15 protein-coding genes, 1 tRNA gene and 1 pseudogene are annotated in these 20,300 nt (G+C 67.8%); 13 read left to right on the forward strand and 4 right to left on the reverse strand.

The features are described from left to right. Window positions 1–38 precede the first annotated feature (38 nt). From C7T91_RS22585 to C7T91_RS31810, 6 genes and pseudogenes are all read left to right on the forward strand, one after another. Complete coding sequence (locus tag C7T91_RS22585) at window positions 39–698, forward strand: ABC transporter ATP-binding protein (protein WP_108261364.1); 660 nt, start codon at window positions 39–41, stop codon at window positions 696–698. Further along, a complete protein-coding gene (locus C7T91_RS22590; protein WP_108261366.1) occupies window positions 676–2,178 on the forward strand; it encodes a capsule biosynthesis protein in 1,503 nt (500 codons plus the stop codon). The genes C7T91_RS22585 and C7T91_RS22590 overlap by 23 nt, the downstream gene beginning before the upstream one ends. Further along, complete coding sequence (gene kdsA, locus C7T91_RS22595; RefSeq protein WP_108261369.1) at window positions 2,178–3,011, forward strand: 3-deoxy-8-phosphooctulonate synthase; 834 nt, start codon at window positions 2,178–2,180, stop codon at window positions 3,009–3,011. The genes C7T91_RS22590 and kdsA overlap by 1 nt, the downstream gene beginning before the upstream one ends. A 103-nt stretch (window positions 3,012–3,114) precedes the next feature. Then, a tRNA-Gln gene (locus C7T91_RS22600) sits at window positions 3,115–3,189 on the forward strand. Between the two features lie 802 nt (window positions 3,190–3,991). Next, window positions 3,992–4,344 (forward strand): annotated as a pseudogene (locus tag C7T91_RS22605) (transposase); the annotation flags it as partial. 419 nt (window positions 4,345–4,763) lie between these two features. Beyond that, on the forward strand, window positions 4,764–5,315 hold the full coding sequence (locus C7T91_RS31810) for a hypothetical protein (protein WP_145962984.1): 552 nt from the start codon (window positions 4,764–4,766) through the stop codon (window positions 5,313–5,315). 155 nt (window positions 5,316–5,470) lie between these two features. On the opposite strand, the gene C7T91_RS22615 is transcribed toward C7T91_RS31810, so the two are convergent. The 3 genes from C7T91_RS22615 to C7T91_RS38620 all read right to left on the reverse strand — a co-directional run bounded on the left by C7T91_RS22615 (window position 5,471) and on the right by C7T91_RS38620 (window position 11,642). Next, window positions 5,471–9,562 carry a hypothetical protein gene (locus C7T91_RS22615; RefSeq protein WP_108261373.1) on the reverse strand — a complete coding sequence of 1,364 codons (4,092 nt, stop codon included), beginning with the start codon at window positions 9,560–9,562 and terminating at the stop codon, window positions 5,471–5,473. Between the two features lie 493 nt (window positions 9,563–10,055). After that, window positions 10,056–11,219, reverse strand: coding sequence for a lytic murein transglycosylase (locus C7T91_RS22620; protein ID WP_108261375.1), 1,164 nt, complete (start codon window positions 11,217–11,219; stop codon window positions 10,056–10,058). Window positions 11,220–11,273: 54 nt separating this feature from the next. Next, window positions 11,274–11,642 (reverse strand): hypothetical protein, encoded by a 369-nt coding sequence (locus C7T91_RS38620; protein WP_201742205.1) that lies wholly within the window; start codon window positions 11,640–11,642, stop codon window positions 11,274–11,276. A 2,087-nt stretch (window positions 11,643–13,729) separates the two neighbouring features. Between C7T91_RS38620 and C7T91_RS22630 the strand changes: the two genes are divergently transcribed. From C7T91_RS22630 to C7T91_RS22650, 6 genes are all read left to right on the forward strand, one after another. Further along, complete coding sequence (locus tag C7T91_RS22630) at window positions 13,730–14,998, forward strand: agmatinase family protein (RefSeq protein ID WP_236638417.1); 1,269 nt, start codon at window positions 13,730–13,732, stop codon at window positions 14,996–14,998. 21 nt (window positions 14,999–15,019) lie between these two features. After that, window positions 15,020–15,478: a hypothetical protein gene (locus C7T91_RS22635; protein ID WP_108261377.1), complete on the forward strand. Its 459-nt coding sequence runs from the start codon at window positions 15,020–15,022 to the stop codon at window positions 15,476–15,478. After that, window positions 15,475–15,630: a hypothetical protein gene (locus tag C7T91_RS33805; RefSeq protein ID WP_201742206.1), complete on the forward strand. Its 156-nt coding sequence runs from the start codon at window positions 15,475–15,477 to the stop codon at window positions 15,628–15,630. The genes C7T91_RS22635 and C7T91_RS33805 overlap by 4 nt, the downstream gene beginning before the upstream one ends. 85 nt (window positions 15,631–15,715) lie before the next feature. Further along, window positions 15,716–16,117: a hypothetical protein gene (locus C7T91_RS22640; RefSeq protein ID WP_108261379.1), complete on the forward strand. Its 402-nt coding sequence runs from the start codon at window positions 15,716–15,718 to the stop codon at window positions 16,115–16,117. Next, window positions 16,075–16,839, forward strand: a complete 765-nt coding sequence (locus C7T91_RS22645) for a glycosyltransferase family protein (protein ID WP_108261381.1) — start codon at window positions 16,075–16,077, stop codon at window positions 16,837–16,839. Before C7T91_RS22640 ends, C7T91_RS22645 begins: the two co-directional genes overlap by 43 nt. Further along, on the forward strand, window positions 16,836–17,465 hold the full coding sequence (locus C7T91_RS22650) for a hypothetical protein (RefSeq protein WP_108261383.1): 630 nt from the start codon (window positions 16,836–16,838) through the stop codon (window positions 17,463–17,465). The genes C7T91_RS22645 and C7T91_RS22650 overlap by 4 nt, the downstream gene beginning before the upstream one ends. Window positions 17,466–17,508: 43 nt before the next feature. Here the strand turns inward: C7T91_RS22650 and speB are convergent, their stop codons facing one another. After that, entirely contained in the window at window positions 17,509–18,360 is an 852-nt protein-coding gene (gene speB, locus C7T91_RS22655; RefSeq protein WP_236638418.1) for an agmatinase, read from the reverse strand. Between the two features lie 71 nt (window positions 18,361–18,431). Between speB and C7T91_RS22660 the strand changes: the two genes are divergently transcribed. Further along, the gene (locus C7T91_RS22660) at window positions 18,432–19,937 is read left to right on the forward strand and encodes an NCS1 family transporter (RefSeq protein WP_108261387.1); all 1,506 of its coding nucleotides are present in this window, start codon (window positions 18,432–18,434) and stop codon (window positions 19,935–19,937) included. The last annotated feature ends 363 nt before the right edge of the window (window positions 19,938–20,300 follow it).

The raw sequence follows: 20,300 nt of genomic DNA on the forward strand, positions 1-20,300 counted from the left end.
CCCTCTCCGTCCCCGCTCGCGCGGGCCGGAGAAGGTGCATGATCGAGTTTTCGGGTGTCAGCAAGGCGTTCTGGACGGGAACCCGCTACAAGGTGATCCTTGACCGCGCCAGCTTTGCGGTGCGGCCCGGCAACTCGCTGGGCATCCTCGCCCGCAACGGCACCGGCAAGACCACCCTGATCAACATGATGGCGGGGCTGGAAAAGCCCGACGAGGGCGTGATCCGCCGCAACTGCCGGGTGTCCTTCCCGCTGGGCTTCATGGGAGGCGTTCTGGGGCGGCTGACCGGCATGGAGAATGCCCGCTTCATCGCCCGGCTCTACGGGCTCGATCCGGATTACGTCGAAGCCTTCTGCCGCTGGCTCTGCGGGCTCGACGAGTATTTCGACCGTCCGGTGGGGCAGTACAGTTCGGGGATGAAGGGCCGGTTCTGCTTCGCGCTGATGCTGGCTCTGGATTTCGACCTCTACCTGATCGACGAGGGCATGCCGCGGGCGACCGATGCCGAATTCAACCGCAAGGCCGCGGGCATCCTGAAGGAGCGGCTGCGCAAGACCACGATCGTCATGGTCTCGCACCAGCCCGAAACGCTGGAACGGTTCTGCCGTTCGGCCGCGGTGCTGCGCGACGGGCGGCTCTACCGGTTCGAGACGCTGGAGGAGGCGAGGCGACTCTATGACTACAAAGCCGCAGTCTGACGATCCGGGCGCCGCCCGCCGCAAGGCACGGCTGGAACGCCGCAAGGCCAAGGCAGCGCGGGCGCAGGCGCGGCAGGAAGAACGCCGTGCCGATGTCCGGGCCGAAGGATTCTCGGGCCACCAGCTCAGGAATGCCATGCGGCTGGCCCGGCATCACGGGCTGGCCGCCTCCGACCCGTTCGAGGCCGTGCGGCTCCTGCGCGAGCGCGGCGTCGATCCGCAATCCCCGGCCAATCCGCTGCATCTGGTCGTCGACAATACCCGCCCCGCGCCGGATGCCATGCCGATCCCGGTGATCACGGGAAAATCGCCGGCCCAGATCGCCGACGAGCAGCGCCAGATCCTCGAGATCGAGCAGATCCAGCAGAGCATCCTGCGGCGGCGCAAGCGCAACGTTTCGCAGCTCTGGCTGCGGATCGCCGCCTTCGTGCTGGCCCCGACCCTCGCCGCCTTCCTCTATTTCGCGTTCGTGGCCACGCCGATGTACTCGGCCAAGGCCGAGTTCATCGTCCAGAAAAGCTCGGGCGGCAGCAGCGGCGGGCTGGGCTCGCTGCTGGCGGGCACGGCCTTGGGTTCTTCGCAGGAAGCGGTGGCTGTGCAGCGCTACATCGACTCCAAGGAGGCCATGGTGCGGCTCTCCGAAGAGCAGGGCTTTGCCGCGCATTTCAGCGGCGCGGGCATCGATCCGCTGGCCCGTCTGCCAGAAGGCGCCTCGACCGAGCGGGCCTACCGGCTCTACCGGCACCGGGTGAAGGCGGGCTACGACCCGTCCGAAGGGGTCGTCCAGCTGGAGGTTTCGGCGGCCGATCCGGCAAAGGCGGTGGTCTTCGCCGATGCGCTGGTCTCCTATGCCGAGGAGGTCGTGAACGACCTGACCCTGCGCCAGCGGCGCGACCAGCTGGCCGGGGCGGAGCGCGCCTTCGCGGCCGCAGAGGTCGATGTCCAGGCGGCGCAGCGCCGGGTGCTTGCGCTGGAAGAGGCCCAGGGCGTGATCAGCGCCGAGGCCGAGATCGGCGCGGTGATGGCCCAGATCGCCACCTTCGAGACCCGGCTGCGGCAGGAGGAACTGGAGCTGGCGGGGCTGATGGACAATGACAGCCCCAACCGGGTGCGGGTCGAGGCGACCGAAGCGGGCATCGTGCGGCTCGAGGACACGATCGCCCAGCTGCGCGGCCAGCTGACCGGCACCGACGGCAGCCTGTCCCTGGCGCGGATCAACAGCGACCTGCGCATCGCCGAGACCGGGCTGGCAACCCGCGAGGCGATGCTGCAGGAGGCGCTGCAGGCGCTGCAGGCAGCGCGCCGCGAGGCCAGCCGCCAGGTCGGCTACCTTGCGCTGAACGTCTCTCCGGTGGCGCCGCAGGAGGCCGCCTATCCCCGGGTGGCCGCCAATACGGCCATGGCCTTCCTGATATTTGCTGGTATCTACCTGATGGTGTCCCTCACCGCTTCCGTCCTGAAGGAACAGGTAACAAACTGATGAAAACCATCTCCGTCGGAAATCTGGCCATCGGGAATGACGCGCCGCTGACCGTCATCGCCGGTCCCTGCCAGCTCGAATCCCTCGACCACGCCCTGATGATCGCCGAGACCATGGCCGCGGCCTGCGCCGATGCCGGCGTCGGCTATGTCTTCAAGGCGTCCTACGACAAGGCGAACCGCACCTCCCTGGGCGGCAAGCGCGGGCTTGGGCTGGAAGCCGGGCTCGACATCATGTCCGAAGTGCGCGACCGGCTGGGCTGTCCGACCCTGACCGACATCCACAACGAGGAGCAGGCGGAACAGGCGGCCAAGCAGGTCGACATCATCCAGATCCCGGCCTTCCTGTGCCGCCAGACCGACCTCCTGCTCGCGGCCGGGGAAACCGGCGCGGTGGTCAACATCAAGAAGGGCCAGTTCCTCGCCCCCTGGGACATGCCCAACGTGATTTCCAAGGTGGAAAGCACCGGCAACGAGCGCATCCTGCTGACCGAGCGCGGCGCCTCCTTCGGCTACAACACGCTGGTTGCCGACATGCGCAGCCTGCCGACCATGATGAAGACCGGCTATCCGGTGGTGATGGACGCGACCCATTCGGTGCAGCAGCCGGGCGGGCAGGGCGGTTCTTCGGGCGGGCAGCGCGAATTCGCTCCGGTGATGGCGCGCGCCGCCGTCAGCCTCGGCATCGCGGCCGTGTTCATCGAGACGCACGAGGACCCCGACAGCGCGCCCTCGGACGGCCCGAACATGATTCCGCTCGGTCGGATGGCGGCAATGGTGAAGTCGCTCAAGGCTTTCGACGACCTGGCAAAGGCAGATCCGCTGCGCGTTTGACGCCTGACGCGAGGGCATGGGGCGAAAGGGGGAATTTCTGCGAAAAAAATGCGTTTCGCCCCTTGCGCCCCCCAGCCGCACACAGTAAATCCGCCTCCACTGTTGGGGTGTAGCCAAGCGGTAAGGCAGCGGTTTTTGGTACCGTGTACCGTAGGTTCGAATCCTACCACCCCAGCCACTTTACAAGTACATGATAAATCAACGACCTGCGGGTCGGTGGCGCAGATCTCCCGCGCCTTCGGGCGTTGTTCCGGGCGTCTTGCCCGAGGCGCGGTCACGTGCCGCCTCGATCTGCTGGCTAGGTGCCGGCATGGCGTTCCGTCAGCAGATCAAGGGGCTCGGGTCCCGCCGAAACCGAGCGGCCGCCGGGAAGCCGGCCGCTCCGAAAGCGCGGGCGGGGCTCGCGGCGGCACGGCCAATTCGACAGGTTTGCGCATGGCCGCGGATACTGGAGAAATGGCCTCCGGCGATCCGGCGCCGGCATCTCCTGTCAGATCCGCTCGCCCGGGCGCTCGAGCCGGGTCATGCGGGCCCCGGTCCGACTCGGGAGGCGAAGGCCGGAGCGCCGTATCCGGCAAGGTTTCCCGGGCCCTGTCCCACGCGCGCCCGTCTTGCAGCTGATGGCGGCGTGGGAGGAGACGCTCCGGTCCAGGGCGCCTTGACGGAGACCGGAGGGCACTGCCCGAGGGGCGTCCGCCGCCCCGGTGCCCAGCTGCGGAGAACATGGCGATGGCCGTCCGCGCGATGGCTTGCGGCAGCGGCGGCCATCTCCTTTGTTGCCCTATGAGCCGCTGGCCGCGGGCATGCCGCCGGTGGCCGAATTCTAGGCCTCATGAGCCCCGCTCCATTAATGCCTGTACCGTGCCGCATTCCTTCATTGCCGATTGCGGAGGTTCATCGCCGTGGCATCCTCGGAAGGCGTTGTTGCACAAAGCGGCTCCGGGATTCACTTGGTGAATCCAATGTAGTATCGGGCTTGCATGAGCAGACCGCCGAAGCCGACCTGCCAGACCACCAACTGGCCGGCGTATAATCAGGCGCTGAAGCAGAGAGTGGCGCTTGCCGTCTGGTTCGATCCCTCGATGCAATGGGACGCGGTGCCGTCCGGGCGTCGCGGCCGGCAACGGGCCTATAGCGAATGAGGAGGATCAGGAATTGATCCGGGGGATCAATTCCCCGGCGAATGCAATCCAGGCCTGCCTGACCCTCAAGATCCTCCTCGGGCTGCCGCTCCGCCAGGGTGAGCCAGCGAGGCGCCATCGGTCCGAGCCCGCTGGCGAACGGTTTCGTCGCGAGCCTGCTGGACCTGTCCGGGCTCGACTGGTCCGTGCCCTTCGTCGGGCGATCCGTCCACTTCAATTGCTTATCGATTTTGACGTCGAACTTGGGCACACCAGACTAGGGGAAAGAAGGCTTGAGCCTTCACCGAACTCCCTGGTTCCAAAGCGGCGCGCCCCCAAGCGCGCCGCTTCTGCACGGGTGCGGACTCCCGCAAATCTGCTTCAACCCGCATCTCAGACCCGCCACGTCTTCGCTCCCTACTAATCCGCAAAAAGTAGCGGAACTGCCGCCCGATCGGACACAGACAGGCCAGGCATCGGCAATCCTCCCGAACAGCTCGTCATCAGACACCAAAATGGTTTAAGTTACTGAATTAATTAAAGTTATAGCACCTTACAAAACATTTGGATATGTGATCTTCATTATATTCTGCATGGGTGATTCCAAATGTATACACTGCGAAACCTTGTCATGGCGATCGCGAGCACTCTTTGCCTGCTTTCCGCGAACGCCGCGAACGCAGCCACAGTGACTCTTGCCGATGTCGTACCGGTCACCGGCGGTGGTGCCGCATCAGCTGGGGCGAGCTTTTCCTTCAGCTTTACCGGTGGCGTTCTGGACAGCTTTTCCGGCCTCGTCCTCATCGATGACGGTGTGCCTCCGCCCGCCGTCATTCCCGTGAACGTGACCGGCATCGCGACAAGCTTCATGGCCAACGCGACCGGCGGCGGCGCGCTGCTCCTGTCGGGTGACCTCCTGGACGTGGCAGTGACCCCGCCGAGCACCGTGGAACTGCTCTTCTCGAAGACCGGCGGCAGCTATGCCGGGGCGTTCGGCGGCGACTATCTCATCATGACGCTGACCGCGGCCTCTGGCTCATTCACTCCGGGAATGACCGGCACCTTCAGCGGGACGATGACGCTCACCGGCGCAGAACTCGCAGCTGTTCCGCTTCCCGCGGGCGGTGCACTGCTTGCAGGCGCATTGACCCTTCTGGCCGTCCGCCGCCGCCAGCAGGCCTGACGAGCATCACGACCTCGGTTCAGAACCGAGGACGGCAACGACCTTCGGAGCCCCGCAAGCAAGCTTGCGGGGCTTTCTTTTGTCTGCCCCAAATACCCGCGACCAGCTTTCTGAAGCGCGCAGATTGTGCCTGCCAATCGCACACTGGCCCGTCGTTACTGGGCCACGCCGCCGACGTACCAGGTGAAGGGGTTCGGGCTCGCCTTGGCTGCCGCGATGGCGTCCGCTTCGATGCCGCGGATGTCCTTGTACGGAGTGCCAGCCGGGTCCGAGCCGTCGGACGTGTAGACATCCCAGATCGTGATGCTCTCCACGTCAGCCGTGGCCATGCTGCCCCCGTTGGACAGGCCGAGAAGACGGATCCCGTAGTTGCCCGAGAATGCCCCTGCGGTGCCGGAAGCCTGCGCCCGCACTTCGACCCCATCGACGTAGAGACCGAATGCTCCCGTGGCTGGATCAGCCGTGATGACGAATTCACGCATCACGCCTGCGTATGGCAGCGGCGAAGCGACATCTGTGGAAGATACTCCGCCCGGAACGAAGGAATAGCGCAGCTGAGTGTTGTTGAGCAGCGAGAGCTTGATCTCCCCGCTGCCCACAGGCATCCGCAGAAGGCCCTCCTCTGCGCCGCTCGCCGGGTTTGCAACCAAGCGGAACTTGACCGTCAGGGGCGTGGATGCTCCCCAGTTCGCATCATCGAAGATCGCCGTGGTCCCAGCAACGCTGAACCGCGCTTCTGCGGGGAGCGTGGAGCCCACCTCTGCCTGATCCGGCATCGGGCGGAGAGGCACGCCCTCCACGCCGCTCACCAGTCCCGTGACAATCGGGTAGTTGAGCCAGATGCGGTCGAACAGGTCCGCCTCGATCACGTCGGCATCGGCCAGACCATCTACGGTATGGATACCCACGCCACCGCCCCGCCCGAAGTCGATGCGGGTATTTCCATCGAAGCTGCCGGAGTTCGGCAGAACCCGGACACGCCCGCCGACGATGGTCACGTTTTCGGCGGCTTCCCCGTCGATCTCGAAACCGGCGACATCCGTCCTGTGCGGCAGATCAGTCCCGCCGATAGCCGTCTGGCTGGCGGCGGCAGTCCCTGCCAGCGTGCTCGGCATGGCGGAAATCGACCGGGCAATCCGCGTCGTGGTGATCGGCGGCACGGTGTTCGTGGCAGCCTCGAACCAGAACTCCGCATAGGCGCCCGAGGGCTCCCAGTAGCTGCGGTTGAACCGCGGGCTGTCCTGCGCCTGCGCAATGTCCGGCCCGACACCGAGCGAATGCAGCATCGCCAGGGCCGTGTACTGCGCCCGCCGGGGAGAACCGTCAGGCGAGTAGCGGGACGGGTGCGGGATGTCGATCCAGGAATCCGCCGACGACCGCTCTGCCGTGTAGCTTGCTGCACCGACCGCTTGGAAGCCGCTCTCATAGGACATGATCTCCGGTCCGACGAAACCGGCCATGTGCGGGATGTCCCCGACCGGATCGCAATCGTCGCCGCCGGAATATGCCGTGGCGTAGGCAGGCACGTTCAGCAGCCTGCCCGAGCTGGCATCGACGTTGTTGCCGCAGACCAGCTCCTCATAACCCGTCACCGGGTGGAACAGGTCACCGTCCTGCTGTGCATTGACGATGTTGCCGTAGACGAAGGCCCGGCTCGCCGCATCATTCGACGGGGCGTAGATCGGGAACTGCACAACCTTGCGGTCGCAGAGCGACACGTTCCGGCGGAACGTCATCGTCCCGGGGTTGACCATGTTGCCCGACTGCTGCGCCGACCAGACCAGGAGCCAGTTGCGGGCAATTGCCGACAGGTGCTGGAGACCGGCCCGGCGGAACTCGAACAGGTTCTCCTCCACGACCACCGAGCCGTCCTGCCCGCCGACCGTGAGCATGTCGGAATGCAGGTAGGTGCAGGCGATCCAGTTGGCGTCTTCGACATCCTGGGTCGAGCTGTAGGCCGGAGGCTGGTTGCCTGTATTGCTGCCGATCTTGCTGATCGCCACGTTGGAGCCCCAGAGCACCATGTCGCCCGCAGCGTAGGTCGTGCCTGCGTCATAAGGAGCGAGCGGCAAGGTCGCCGCGAAACGCGGGTTCTCCTGCGCCAGCCGGTTATAGCGGAACGAGATGCCCTCTTTCATGCGGATCACGGCCTGATCGAGACCGGCGCCGTAGATGTTGTTGCCCTCCATGACCAGCCGGGTGACATAGCTGGTGACCCGGATGCCGTTGCCCGGACCCACCCACTTGTCATGCCACGCGTCTCCGGTGAGCGACTGGCGCACATAGCCGCCCGGCCCCCGGATCGTGTTGTTGCGGACAGCGAGGTCGGTGCCGGTGGACTCGATGTCGAGCCAGCCGCCAGCGCCCGGCGTGACGGGCAGGATGTCGTAATCGCCGCCGATGTCGTTCTGGCGCAGCGTGACGTAGCTGCCGGCGCCGGTCACGATCACCTTGCCCGGCACCCGCCAGCCCTCGAAGATTGCCGGATTGCCCAGCGTCCCGAAGAAGGTGCCCGTGTCGATGGTCAGGATCTTGTTGCCCGCGTCCCAGGTGACGCCGGAAGGCAGGGCGTCCACGCCCACGGTCTTGGTCGTGCTCGATGCCGGACCATAGGCCCTTTCCGTGACCGCCCCGTAAAGCGTGTTGAAATCCTTGCCGACGCAGAACAGAGCCAGGGCGTCCTGAGCAAACCGGCGGGTTGACTCTCGCGTGTCTTCCTTGGCGGCAGACAGCTCGGTGTGCTCGAACCGGTGCGGTCCGTAGAAATACGCCTTGGTCTTGGAGGGGTCCAGCTCGCCCCGGCCCTGTCCGGTCAGGTCGTAGAACAGGTAGTCGTAAGGGCGGTTGTTCAGCGGATCGGTGCCCAGAACGTAATCGGCGCCGCCCTGTTCCGGGGCATAGCGACCGGTATAGAGCGGATAGAGCCGCCGCCGGTAGCCGTCACTGGTGGTGGCGGGTGCCGCGGTCCAGGTGGACATCAGCACGCCCGGCTCTGCCCCGTAATCCCTGAGCATCCGCACGCCGCCTGCGAAGGAGCCATCCCAAGTCCGGTCCGACTGTTCGTTGTCGGATACCGCCGGATCATCGCTGGCGAGGTTCCAGTAGGTCGTGCCGGACACGGCAGCCTCGATCATCAGGAACCGCTCGCCCGGCGCGTTCTGGGCCAGGAAGTTCGACATGGCCCCGAGCGACGACGTCAGCATTGCCGAGTTGGTCACCGGCAGGATGCCGTTCGTGGCGTAGTCCGTGCCGGGATAGTCCCCCCCGTTCCGGTAGGAAATGACCCGAAGCGCCTCCTCGTCGGATACGGTCTGCCGGGCCGCCTGGAGATCCGCAGTGTCGAGCCACGGCGAAAACATGTAGGCTTCCTCGGACTGCCCCAGCAGAACAAGGATATGCCCGACCACGACCGGAGTGGCCGCCTGTCCCGAATTGGAACCAACGGGGCGAACCTGCACGCGCATGCGGTGCTGCGAGCGCGGCACCCACGGCACGAAACCGGAATAAGCGCCCGAGGCTGCGGAAATCGCATCGCCTGCTGCGTCCACCAGCGGCGCCCAGGAGACCAGCTCCGCGCCGTTGTCGTACCGGACCATCCGGCCTTCGAGCGCGGTCCCGTCGGGGGCGGTGGTCGTGCCGCTGACCGGGATGTCGGCGCTGTTGCGGTCGAAGGCCGCGCCGCTGTCGAAGAAAGCCACGGACTGCGTCGAGATCGGGGCAACGGTAGTCGTGTAGACCGGGGCTGCCTCGATCACGGCGCTGGCGGCGGCGGTGTCGGAACCGAGCGGCCCGGTGGCGGTGACCGACAGGGACAGCGTGCCGGGCGTATCGGTGACATAGGTGGCGGTGCGCGTGGCGCTGGCGGCGGTGCCCGACCAGACCAGCGTCAGAGGATTGCCGCCGAGCGTGGTCGTGGGCACCAGCGTGTCCACGTCGCCCGTCGCCGACACGGTCAGCGTGAGGGTCGCCCCGACCGTTGCCGTCGCGGCCGAGATCTGCACCGAGGCGACCGGCGGGGTGTATTGCGACACGATCGGCCCGATCGCGTTGGAGACGGACTGGATGCTGCCCTGGCTGTTGGTCGCGGTCTCCCGGCAGCTGATGGAGCTGCCGACGGCCGATTCCGGCACGGCATAGCTCGCCCCGGTGGCGCCGCTGATCGGCGCGCCGTCCCGCAGCCACTGGCGCGCGACCGTGGGGGCCGGGTTGCCGGCATAGCTGGATTCACAAAGTGAATCCTGGAGCATCTTTGTGCAGCAAGGCCTGCCGGGAGTGGACCGCCGCCCATCGCGGCCCGGCCCGATGGCGCAACGATGGCGATCGGCAGGAGAGGCCGCATGGCCATTCCGAACGTCGAAGTTGCCGGGGCTGCCGGGCAATCCGGGTCGCGTGCGGGCTGACCTCGGTCGATGCCGTCGATGTGCCGGCTGGATTGGCCATGGCTTGCGCAATAATCCCGGGATATCCGTTCGGAGTTGCCGGTGCGGTGCCACGGGGGGCGGCCTCGATGGGTGGCGTAGCGGAAGGTCATCGAAGGCAGGCGGCTCGCCGCGGCACCAAATGTCTGCATTCTCAGTCCGGCAATCGCCCGCCGCCCGCCGGATGCAAAAAACTGGCTGTCTTCGCCATCCGTCTCAGAGCGGCCGGCCAGAGGCAATCCGGCGGATCGGCAGGCGGAGGGCGCGCCGCGGAACCTCGGGGGCGTGCTGCAGGAAGGCTCCGGAAGGGGCGCCGCTTGGCTCAGAGCCGGTTCAGCAGCTCGCGCGTCGGCCAGGCATCGGCCGGGAAGCCCAGCCGGACCTGTTCCTTCTGCACCGCTTCGCGGGTCTTCTTGCCGAGGATGCCGTCGATGCCGCCGACGTCATGGCCGCGTGCCACAAGTTTCCGCTGGAGCGCCTGCATTTCGGCAGCCGACAGCCCCGGCGCCGGATTGCCTGCCGCGAAGACCTGCGCGCCCTCCAGCCGGGTCGCGAAATAGGCGGCGGTGGTGACGTAGACGAAGCTCTTGTTCCACTCGAAGAGCACGTTGAAATTCGGATAGGCGAGGAAGGCCGGCCCGTTGCGGCCCTCGGGCAGCAGGAGCGAGGCGGGCAGGGCGGGGAGGCTGCCCTGGCGCGGCCGCACGCCCATCGCCGCCCACTCGCGGGTGGAATAGCTGTGGTCGAGGCCCGAGCGGCGCCAATCGAGGCCGGAGGGCACGGTGACTTCCTGCAGCCAGGGCTCGTTCGGCCGCCAGCCGATCGACCGCAGCATCTTCGCGCCGGAATAGAGCGCGTCGACCGAAGATCCCTTCAGGTCGACATGGCCGTTGCCGTCGCCGTCGACGCCGTTTTCGAGGATGTCCATCGGCAGCATCTGCACCTGGCCGATTTCCCCGGCCCAGGCGCCGGTGCTGCGCACGGGGTCGAAATCGCCGCGCTCGAACAGGGTCAGGGCGGCGAAGACCTGCGGGCGGAACAGCTCGGGGCGGCGGCAGTCATGCGACAGCGTCAGGAGCGCATTGAGCGTGTTGAAATCGCCCTGGACCTGGCCGTAATCGGTCTCCAGCGCCCAGAAGGCCAGCAGGACGCCGCGCGACACCCCGTATTGCCGTTCGATCGCGGCGAAGGTCGAGGCATGGCGCTGCGCGTTGCGCTGGCCGTTCTGGATGCGGTTGGCGCTGATCACGCGGCGGGCGAAATCGGTGAAATTCATCCGGAAGATGCCCTGCGACCGGTCGGCCTTGAGCACGCGCTGGTCCTGCCGCGCATTGGCGAGGAAGCGGTCGACATTGGCCGCGGAATGGCCGCGCTTCACGGCCTCCTGCTTGATGCCGCCGAGGAAGGAGGAAAAGCTGCCGCCGCATTGGGCCTGGGCGGTTCCGGCGGCAAGCGCGAGGCAGAGAGGAAGAAGGGCGTTGCGCATCTGGGGCTCCTTGGTCCGGACCTGCCCCCGTCTACCACGGCCGGGCCGGGGGCGTCACCGCATAGCTGGGGCGAGCGCCGCGATGAGCAAGGCCAGGCCGAGCAGCGCAGCCCAGACCCGCCAGAGAAGCCCGACCGAGGCGTCGATCTCGTCCGCGCCGATCCCGCGCCGCCCCTCGGGGTTCACATAGGGATAGTCGCGCATCTGGCCGTCATAGCTGCGCGGCCCCGACAGCGCGATGCCGAGCGCGCGCGAGGCGGCGGCCTCGGGCCAGCCGGCATTGGCACCGGCTTCCGGTCCGTCCGGTCGCGATCCGCGGCCGGGCGTCCTGCACGCCGCCGGATCGCGTCTTTCGCGCGGCGGGGCAGGTCCATCGCGTCCTGCCCCGGCCCGGACGAAGCCATCTCGCGGACGGGATGCCAAATCAGCCCGCGTGGCGGGCGTACTCCTCCAGGGGAGGTCAAGCTGCCGCCTCCATTCCGCGTGCAGACACGGCCGCGACCGGTGCGGCCCTGGCGTCCGGAGGTCCGGGGGCAGGAACAGGATACGCTGGGCGGGGTTCCGCTGCTCATGCGGCCCGCCGGATCATCCGGAGCGCTGTCCCGCACTCACCGCAAGGGCACGGCCTGAGCGGATGCTGCAGGGCAGGCCTCTTTCGGGGCCGGACCGTTGCGGCAGACGGGAATGGCCGCCAAGGCGCGGCGCGCGCTGGCCGCCCGCAGGGAGCGCAGGCCAATACGCAGTGGCGGCGGCGCGCGTGGACCGGCCATTCCGGCGCCGGGGCGGAGCAGAGAGGGGCTTGGTTTGCCGGGACGGAGTCAGGGCTTTTACAGAGTGGTTTCCGCGTCGGTTGCGCCGCCGCCGTGCCAGGCGGCGGCGGAGTGAAGCAGGCTTCATCCGGCGTTCTGCCGCTATGCGGTGAATCGGGACGCCCCCTGTTGTGGAAGGCGATGCATCCGGCCCTGCCGGATCGGGCTTGGGAAGCGCAGGCAGACCTCCCCGCATATGATGTTCCGCCACAGCCTTTCGGCGAAGGCGCAGCCGCGCTGCGCACCCGTTCCATCCATGCTGATTTTGATCTCGCGGGCGGCCAAGGCCTCGACGGCGTCGATGGAGGTGATTGGCTGCCCCGGCCGCTGCCGGGGACCTCCGGCTGGCCGTGTTTCGCCAAGGCCTCCCCGAGCGCTTCGCGGCCGGAGCCCGCGTCCGGCGCTGTGGATCCCGCCGCGCCAAGATACGGCGTGCGGCCCAGCCGGTCGCCGCCGCGAGGCACGCGAAGCACCGCGCCATCGGTGCGTCCCTGATATCCATCGTCCAGACGTGGGTGGGACGCGTGATCGGCGGGGGCGGCCGCAAGTGCGGACATATCTTGCTGCCCGGCATCGGCCTTGAAGCGCCGGGCTGTCGTTGGAGCGCCTCAAGGTCCATGCGTTTCCCGAGGAAGGCGGCATGCCGGTGCCCCGTCACGTCCCCCCTTCCGGGACCGGCAATCGCGCATTCGGCGGCCCGCGACCGGGAGCTCCATCCGGCAACGGCCGATCCGTTGCATCAGCGGCAGTCCGGCATCTGTGGTCGGTCGTGACGCGCAGCAGGGGCGGCCGCGGCCGATCTCGGGCACTTTTGTCGGCCGCGGCTCAGCGCCGGGGTCCGGCCGATCATCTTCCTGCGCTCTGCCGCAGTCCTGTCTTGCGGGGCGCGTCGGCCACGGAACCGCACTCCAGCGTCCTCACGTCCGCCGCCGGTCCGGCCTTCCCATCTGGTGCCTCGCCGAACAGGCCGGCTGCTCCGTGCGGGGCCCGATCCCGCGACTGGGTGATCCGGTTCGAATGCGGGCCGAAATCCTGCGCCAGCGCGGCGCGTGTTCGGACTCTTGCGCGCCCCCGCTGGGGCCACGGTCCCCCTCGCTGTCGCCGTCGATCGAAGCTGCCTTTGCCTTGGTCGCCGGGCCGTGTATCCGGTGCAGCCGTCCTGAATGGAGAGTCTTCCCGCGCGCAGCATCATGCCGGGCTGCGCGGCAAAACGACCTGGCCAGGCTGTCCGGATTTCAGGAGCCACCGCTCCGGATGCGGTTCCGGGGAGCCTTTGCCGGGGAATGCGCTGACAGCCTGCCGGTCTTCCTGGCGGCTTCGGTTCTGCCCGAATGCCTCGGGCAGGCGCCGCCATGCCTTTGCCCCGGCCACCCTCTCATTGGGGCGACCGCTGTGCCGCTGCCGTCCTCGCCTCTTTCCGCAGTTCCGCAGGGACTCGGGCCTCCCGGACCGGGAAAGGACCGCATGGCGTCGCCCTTTGCCAGTCGCCGATGCAGCGGGAATGGTCCCGAGCATGCCCTCGGCGCCTTGCCATCCGGATCAGGCAGGTGGCCGGACAACATGCAAGCGCGCAGCAGCAGCGCACCTCCGGCGCCGGGGCCGCCCGGAGGGCGGGGTCCGTGTCCGTGACGTCCGGACCGCGTTCGCCGACCCGCTGCCCTGCGGGGAACCGCCTGTTCCTCTGCTGTCCGGAGCTGTGCCGTGCCAGTTCCGTTGGCCGCGCTCCGCCATCAGGAGGCCTTTCCCGGCATCCTGCCGGTGGTGCCCGGTCGCCGCTTGGCGCGCGGCCGGCGCGCCCATCATCCGGACCTGAGCAAGCTGCTGGGCTGGCAGGCGATGCAGAAGGAGGCCGAGCTGCCCGAGGGCCGCTGGGACGAGGAGCGCCGCTGGGCGCTGCGCATGGGCCTGACCGGCGCCGACAGCATCGAGGACAAGTCGATCCCGACCTTCGCACGGGGCGAGCTGCCGCATTTCGCGGGCATCAACACCTTCCTCAAGGCGCCCTATGCCGAGGACGTCACCGAGGTCCAGCATTACGATGCCACCGTGCTGGGCATCCCCTTCGACGGCGGCACGACCTACCGGCCCGGCACCCGCTTCGGACCGCAGGGCGTGCGCAAGATCTCGGCGCTCTACACGCCCTACAACTACGAAATCGGGGTGGATCTGCGCGAGCAGATGACGCTCTGCGACGCGGGCGACGTCTTCACCATCCCGGCGAATATCGAGAAGAGCTTCGACCAGATCTCCCGCGCGGTCAGCCACGTGTTCAGCTCGGGCAGCTTCCCGATCATGATCGGCGGCGACCATTCGATCGGCTTCCCCTGCGTGCGCGGCATCGCCGAATGCACCTCGAAGCGGATCGGCATCGTCCATTTCGACCGCCATGCCGACATCCAGGAAAAGGACCTGGACGAGCGGATGCACACCACGCCCTGGTTCCATTCCACGAACCTGCCGAACGTGCCGGCGGTCAACCTGGTGCAGGTCGGCATCGGCGGCTGGCAGGTGCCGCGCGAGGCGGTGAAGGTCGCCCGAGAGCGCCAGACCAACATCATCACCATGTCCGACATGGAGAAGATGGGCATCGACAGGACCGCCGAGATGGCGCTGGAGATGGCCTGGAAGGACGCCGACATGGTCTACATGTCCTTCGACATCGACAGCATCGATTGCGGCTTCGTCCCCGGCACCGGCTGGCCGGAACCGGGCGGCTTCCTGCCGCGCGAGGCGCTGGCGCTGGCCTCCAAGGTCGCCGCCGAAGGGCTCTGCGGGATGGAACTGGTCGAGGTCTCGCCGCCCTATGACACGTCCGACATCACCGCGCTGATGGGCACCCGCGTGATCGTCGACGTGCTGGGGGCGATGGTCTCGAACGGCACGCTCGGCAAGCACAAGCGCCATATCGACAAGCCGGTCAGCATTCCGCACGGCGAATTCACCGGCAACCGCTGGTCGAACAAGCCGTGACGCCGCCGAAAGGAGACCGCCATGCCGCATGACCACCCGCACGGGCATCATCACCCCCATGATCACGGGCACAGCCACGGCCCGGGCCACAACCATGCCGATGCCGACCACCTGCACAGCCACATGCATGATGGGGACCAGGCGGCCGACCTTCAGGTGCTGGCCGCGCAGTTCATCGACGGCTTCGTGCAGGCGGCGGACAAGCAGGCCTATCTGCGGCTCGCGGGCGTGCCGTTCGAGAAGCCGGGCATCGGCGGGCCGGCCGCGCTGAAGCTCGTCGATGTCGAGCTGAAGACCGAATGGCAGGTCGGCACCGCCTCGCCCTCCTTCGGCTCGCGCGAACTCAGCTATCTGCCCTTTCCGGGGCAGATGATCACCGAGCGCACCAACATGGCGCTCATCTACGTGTCCATGGACGAGAAGGTCGTCACCGATCTCCGCGACGTCCTCAAATCCCGCATGACGGAGCTGTCCCGATGAAATGCCTTGCCTCCCTCGCCGCCCTGCTGGCGGCCTCCCCTGCCTTCGCCCATACCGGCGATGCGCTGCACATGAACCCGCATGGCGGCGGGCTGGCCGTCGTGGCGCTCGCCGCTGCCGCGGGCGGCATCGCCTTGCTGCTGAGGCGCTGAGCGCCCCGCCTGCGTCGCCGTGCCGGCTTCTGCGGGCGCGGCGGCGCGCCGATGATTTCCCAATGGTCAAGAGGGGAGAGGGCAGGTGGCGCAACCGGCAATTCTCTGGGTGATCGTCCGCGGCAGCTTCGACAATGCCGGGCCGCTGAAATGGCTGCGGCTCGGCAACGGCCAGATCCCCGAGGCGTTCCGGGCGCATGTCGAAAGCCTTGCCGCGGGATCGAAGGCCATCGTGCCCGACCTGGAGATGGGCTTCCTCAGCACCGCCGCGCCGCAGGAGGTCGCGGCCGTCCTGTCGCGCCAGATCGGCGCGGCCTTCGCCGCGGGCAATGACGCCGGACAGCCCTTCGGCGAGGTCCGCATCGCGGCCTACAGCGCCGGGGCGCCGATCCTGCGCTATGCGCTGGCAAGGGGCCGGGGCCCGCGGGCCGCTCGCTGGAGCCGGTGGCGCGCAAGGCCGGGGAGTACCGCGCCTGGCGCGAGCTGAACCTGGCGCTGCTGAACCGCTTCGACAGCCACATGTGCGTGTCGCAGCTGGTGGCCGACACAATCACCGGGCTGGGGATGCTGCCGCACAAGGTGCATGTCACGCCCCTCGGGATGGACCTGCACGCCACGCCCGCGCAGATGAGCAAGCGCGCCGCGGCGAAACCCGCGCGCGACCGGCTGCGGCTCTCGTTCATCGGCTACGGCATTCCCTCGAAGGGCCTGCCCTTCATCACCGAGGCGCTGATGAAGGCCGACCTGCCGGTACTGAAGGAAAAGGCCGAGCTGGTGATCTATGCCCGGCTCGGCGAGCATGACATGCTGAAGCTGGCGCCGCTGACCGAGCGCTTTGCCGATGTCCGCGTCGTGCAGGGCTACGAACGCAAGGACCTGGCGAAGATCGCCGGGGATATCGACCTGAACATCGTGCCCTCGATCTGGCGCGAGACCTACAACCAGGTCGCCTACGAGCTGCTGTGTCTCGGGACGCCGTCGCTGCTGTCCTCGACAGTCGGTCTCGGCATGTTCTACGGTGGCCATCCGGAATTCGTGTTCCGTTCGGGCAGCCAGGCAGATTTCGCTGAAAGGCTCGGACGGATCGTTGAAACCCCGCACCTGCTGACGGAATTCTGGCGCAATCCGCCGGAGCTCCCGAGCATGGACCAACATATCGCGACGGCCCTCACGGCGATGCAGGGCGGCAAGAGGAATGAAGCAGCATGAGCAGAACCTCGGCATTGATTGTCAAAGGCACCCCCCGCACCGAGGGACCGCGGACCTACATCGTCTTCGGCGACATGCGCGGGGGCACCACGATGATCGGCGGAGTCATGCGCGCGCTCGGCGTGTTCATGGGCGAGAACATCAACGAGGACAACCAGGAGAGCTTCCAGTTCAACGGTCCCTCGGTCCAGGACATGCGCGACTCGATCGACGCCAACAACCAGAACCACCAGGTCTGGGGCTGGAAATTCCCGCATGCCGCCGACTATCTCGACCATGTCTGGGACAAGATCCGCAATCCGCACCTGGTCTGCGTGTTCCGCGATCCGGTCTCGAACGGGCGGGGCTGGAACCGCTGGCATCCGATCGGCCAGATCCAGGCCGTGCAGCAATGCCTGCTGCGCCAGCAGAAGAACCTGAACCTGATCGCGCTCCGGAACTGCCCCTCGATCCTGATCTCCTACGAGAAGGCCGAGCGCCACAAGGCGGAGTTCCTCGCCGAGTTCTCCGAGGTCCTCGGCATCGAGCCGAACCACGAGCGCTTCGATTTCCGAGGCTTCATGGCGGCCGAGAGCTACAAGAAGCTGTCGGACTACACGCTGGACCCCGCGGCCCAGCCCGAGTGATCCGGATGCGGCGCCCCTGCCGGGCGCCGCGCCTGCGCGGGGCTCAGCCCGCGGCCATCACGCAGAGGATCTCGTAGAGCAGCGAGGCGCCGAGCCAGGCGGTGGCGCTGCCCGCGTCGAAGGGCGGCGAGACCTCGACCAGATCCGCCCCAGCGAGCCGCACTCCCGCCAGTTCCCGCACCACCTGCAGCGCCTGGAAGCTGGTCGGACCGCCGACCTCGGGCGTGCCGGTTCCGGGCGCGAAGGCGGGGTCGACGAAATCGATGTCATAGCTGAGATAGGCGGGCTGCTGCCCGAGGATCTCGCGCGCCTCGGCCATCACGTCGGCGATGCCGCGGGCGAAGAATTCCTCGATGGTGATGATGCGGATGCCGGCGGCCTCGGCGAAGTCGCGGTCCTCGAAATCCCCGGCGGTGCCGCGGATGCCGATCTGGACCATGCGCTTCGGGTCGATCAGGCCTTCCTCGACGGCGCGGCGGAACGGCGTGCCATGGGTGTATTTCTCGCCGCCGAAATAGGCGTCGTTCAAGTCGGTATGGCTGTCGAACTGGAGGAAGCCGAGCGGGCCGTCCTTGGCCACCGCGCGCAGGATCGGCAGCGAGCTGAGATGGTCGCCGCCGGCGGTCAGCGGCCGGATGCCCTCTGCGAGGACCTTGCCGTAGAAGCCGGTGATCCGGTCCATGCTGTCCTGCAGGTTCGTCGGGTTCGGCGGCACGTCGCCCAGATCGGCGACATTCACCGTTTCGAAGGGGCGCAGCCCGGTGACGCCGTGCTGGGCGCGGATCATGGTCGAGGCGTCGCGCAGCGCCCGCGGCCCGTGGCGGGCGCCCGCGCGGTTGGTGGTTGCGGCGCCGCCGCGTGCCCGGAGCGGGTTCCGGCCCCGCCTGCCATCCACGCAGGGGGGCGGCCGGTCCGGACCAATCCGGCCGGGCGGTGCCGGGCACAGCTGGAAATGGGGACAACATCATGGATGCAACGGAACAGATCAGGCGCGCGGAACGCGAACGCAGCTCGCTGATCGAGGAATCCATCCTGCCGACGCTGCTCGGCCAGAGGCCGATCGGCCTTCTCGGCTATGCCTGGATCTGGGTGGGCATCGCCGTCATCATCGCCACCTATTCTCTGGGCGCCGCGGGCGTCGACGGCGGCCTGCCGCTCGGCACCGTGATCCTCGCGATCGCGGCCGCGAACCTGGCGGTCGGCGCCTTCATGGTGCTGACCGCCGATATCGGCACCGAGCACGGGCTGTCCTTCGCGGTCTACCTGCGCGCGCCCTTTGGCACCCGCGGGACCCATCTGCCCTCGGTGTCGCGCGGGCTGGTGGCGGCGATGTGGTTCGGCATCCAGACCTATCTGGGCGCGCTGGCGCTCAACGGCATCGGCAGCTACTTCTTCGGCTTCGACGGCTGGCCGCTCTGGTATGCCGTCTTCGCCGTGCTGCAGGTCGCCAATACCGCGATGGGCATCAAATCAGTCGAGCGTCTGGCCGCGCTGGCGGCCCCGGCGATCATCGCCATTTCCGTCTGGATGTATTTCGCGCTCGAAGGCGTGGCCGAAACCAAGGGCGTCAATATCTGGAACTTCAGCGGAACCGGCGAGATGTCGGTCCTGGTGCTGTTCATCGCAAATCTGGGGTTCTGGTCGACGCTGGCCATCGACATTCCGAACCTGACCCGCTTCGTGCGGACCGAGCCCGGCGCGCGCAGCTTCTTCCGCCGCAACCGCAGCATCTTCCTGGCACAGCTGGTTGCGTTGCCGCTGACCCAGGCCGCGGTTGCAGGGCTCGGCGCGGTGTCCTTCATCGCCACCGGCAACTGGAACCCGGTGGAGGTCATCCAGGGCGAGGGGCAGGGCCTGTCGCTGGTCATCCTGCTGGCGCTCGTCGTCCTGGCGCAGTGGTCGACCAACAACTCGGCCAACCTGATCCCCTCGGCGCTGACCTTCGTGAACCTGGCGCCGCGCGTCATCAGCTATCCGGTCGCGGTGGTGCTGGCCGGGATCGCGGGCACGCTCTGCATGCCCTGGCTGATCCTCGACAACCTGTTCGTTTTCCTCGGCTATTGCGGCGCGATCCTGTCGGCGATCGGCGGAATCATGGTGGCGGATTACTACCTGCTCCGCGGCCGCCGCCTGAACGTGCCGGATCTCTACCGGACCGATGGCCAGTACCGCTACGCGCGCGGCTTCAATCCGGCCGGCCTGATCGCCTGGATCGCCGCGGGCGGGCTTGCCGCCTGGCATCCCGAGCACGCCATCCTGATCGGCCTGCCGGCCGGGCTGGCCTTCTATTGGATCCTGATGAAGGCGGTCGTGCTGCGATCCCATCCGCAGGCGGAAATCGGCACGGCGCATCCGGACCGCTACCTGGCCACCTCGGCCGGCATGAACTGGGTCTATCTCGGCGCGGGCCGGTTCGAGCGGATGAGCCCGGCCGAAACCCATGGCGAGGCGGTCCGGCGCGAGGATCTCTGACCGCGGAGCCGCCCTGCCGGATGGGCTTGCGGCCGCGGGCCGGTCGGGGCGGTGAGGCGTGAACAGGCCCGTATCTTGGCACCAACAAGCCCCCCTCCGCCTCGAGCGAAAGGCGGAGGTCATGCAGACAGCTCCGGTGCCGCCCACGGTTCCGGGCCGCGGCTCGGCCGGAGCGTGCTGTCGGGATGCGCCGGAAAGGGGTCAGCCCGACGAAAGGTAGGCTGCGACCCGAGGAGGCCGAAGCGGACCGCCCGAGGGGCAGGGCGCGGCGACGGGCGGCTGTTTCGGCGGCCGAGACGGCGCCGACACATCGCCAAGGGTCGAGCGCCATGAGCGGACAGCTCGACCGCATCCGCGGCGCGC

Source organism: Mangrovicoccus ximenensis (assembly GCF_003056725.1).
GTDB classification, from domain to species: domain Bacteria; phylum Pseudomonadota; class Alphaproteobacteria; order Rhodobacterales; family Rhodobacteraceae; genus Mangrovicoccus; species Mangrovicoccus ximenensis.

Bases quoted from the DNA above. Each gene is read 5' to 3' on its own strand.
- C7T91_RS22590 (WP_108261366.1), top strand. From the start codon at position 676: ATGACTACAAAGCCGCAGTCTGACGATCCGGGCGCCGCCCGCCGCAAG.
- kdsA (WP_108261369.1), top strand. From the start codon at position 2,178: ATGAAAACCATCTCCGTCGGAAATCTGGCCATCGGGAATGACGCGCCG.
- C7T91_RS22585 (WP_108261364.1), top strand. From the start codon at position 39: ATGATCGAGTTTTCGGGTGTCAGCAAGGCGTTCTGGACGGGAACCCGC.
- C7T91_RS31810 (WP_145962984.1), top strand. From the start codon at position 4,764: ATGGCGATCGCGAGCACTCTTTGCCTGCTTTCCGCGAACGCCGCGAAC.
- C7T91_RS22620 (WP_108261375.1), bottom strand. From the start codon at position 11,219: ATGCGCAACGCCCTTCTTCCTCTCTGCCTCGCGCTTGCCGCCGGAACC.
- C7T91_RS22650 (WP_108261383.1), top strand. From the start codon at position 16,836: ATGAGCAGAACCTCGGCATTGATTGTCAAAGGCACCCCCCGCACCGAG.
- C7T91_RS33805 (WP_201742206.1), top strand. From the start codon at position 15,475: ATGAAATGCCTTGCCTCCCTCGCCGCCCTGCTGGCGGCCTCCCCTGCC.
- C7T91_RS22635 (WP_108261377.1), top strand. From the start codon at position 15,020: ATGCCGCATGACCACCCGCACGGGCATCATCACCCCCATGATCACGGG.
- C7T91_RS22660 (WP_108261387.1), top strand. From the start codon at position 18,432: ATGGATGCAACGGAACAGATCAGGCGCGCGGAACGCGAACGCAGCTCG.
- C7T91_RS22615 (WP_108261373.1), bottom strand. From the start codon at position 9,562: ATGCTCCAGGATTCACTTTGTGAATCCAGCTATGCCGGCAACCCGGCC.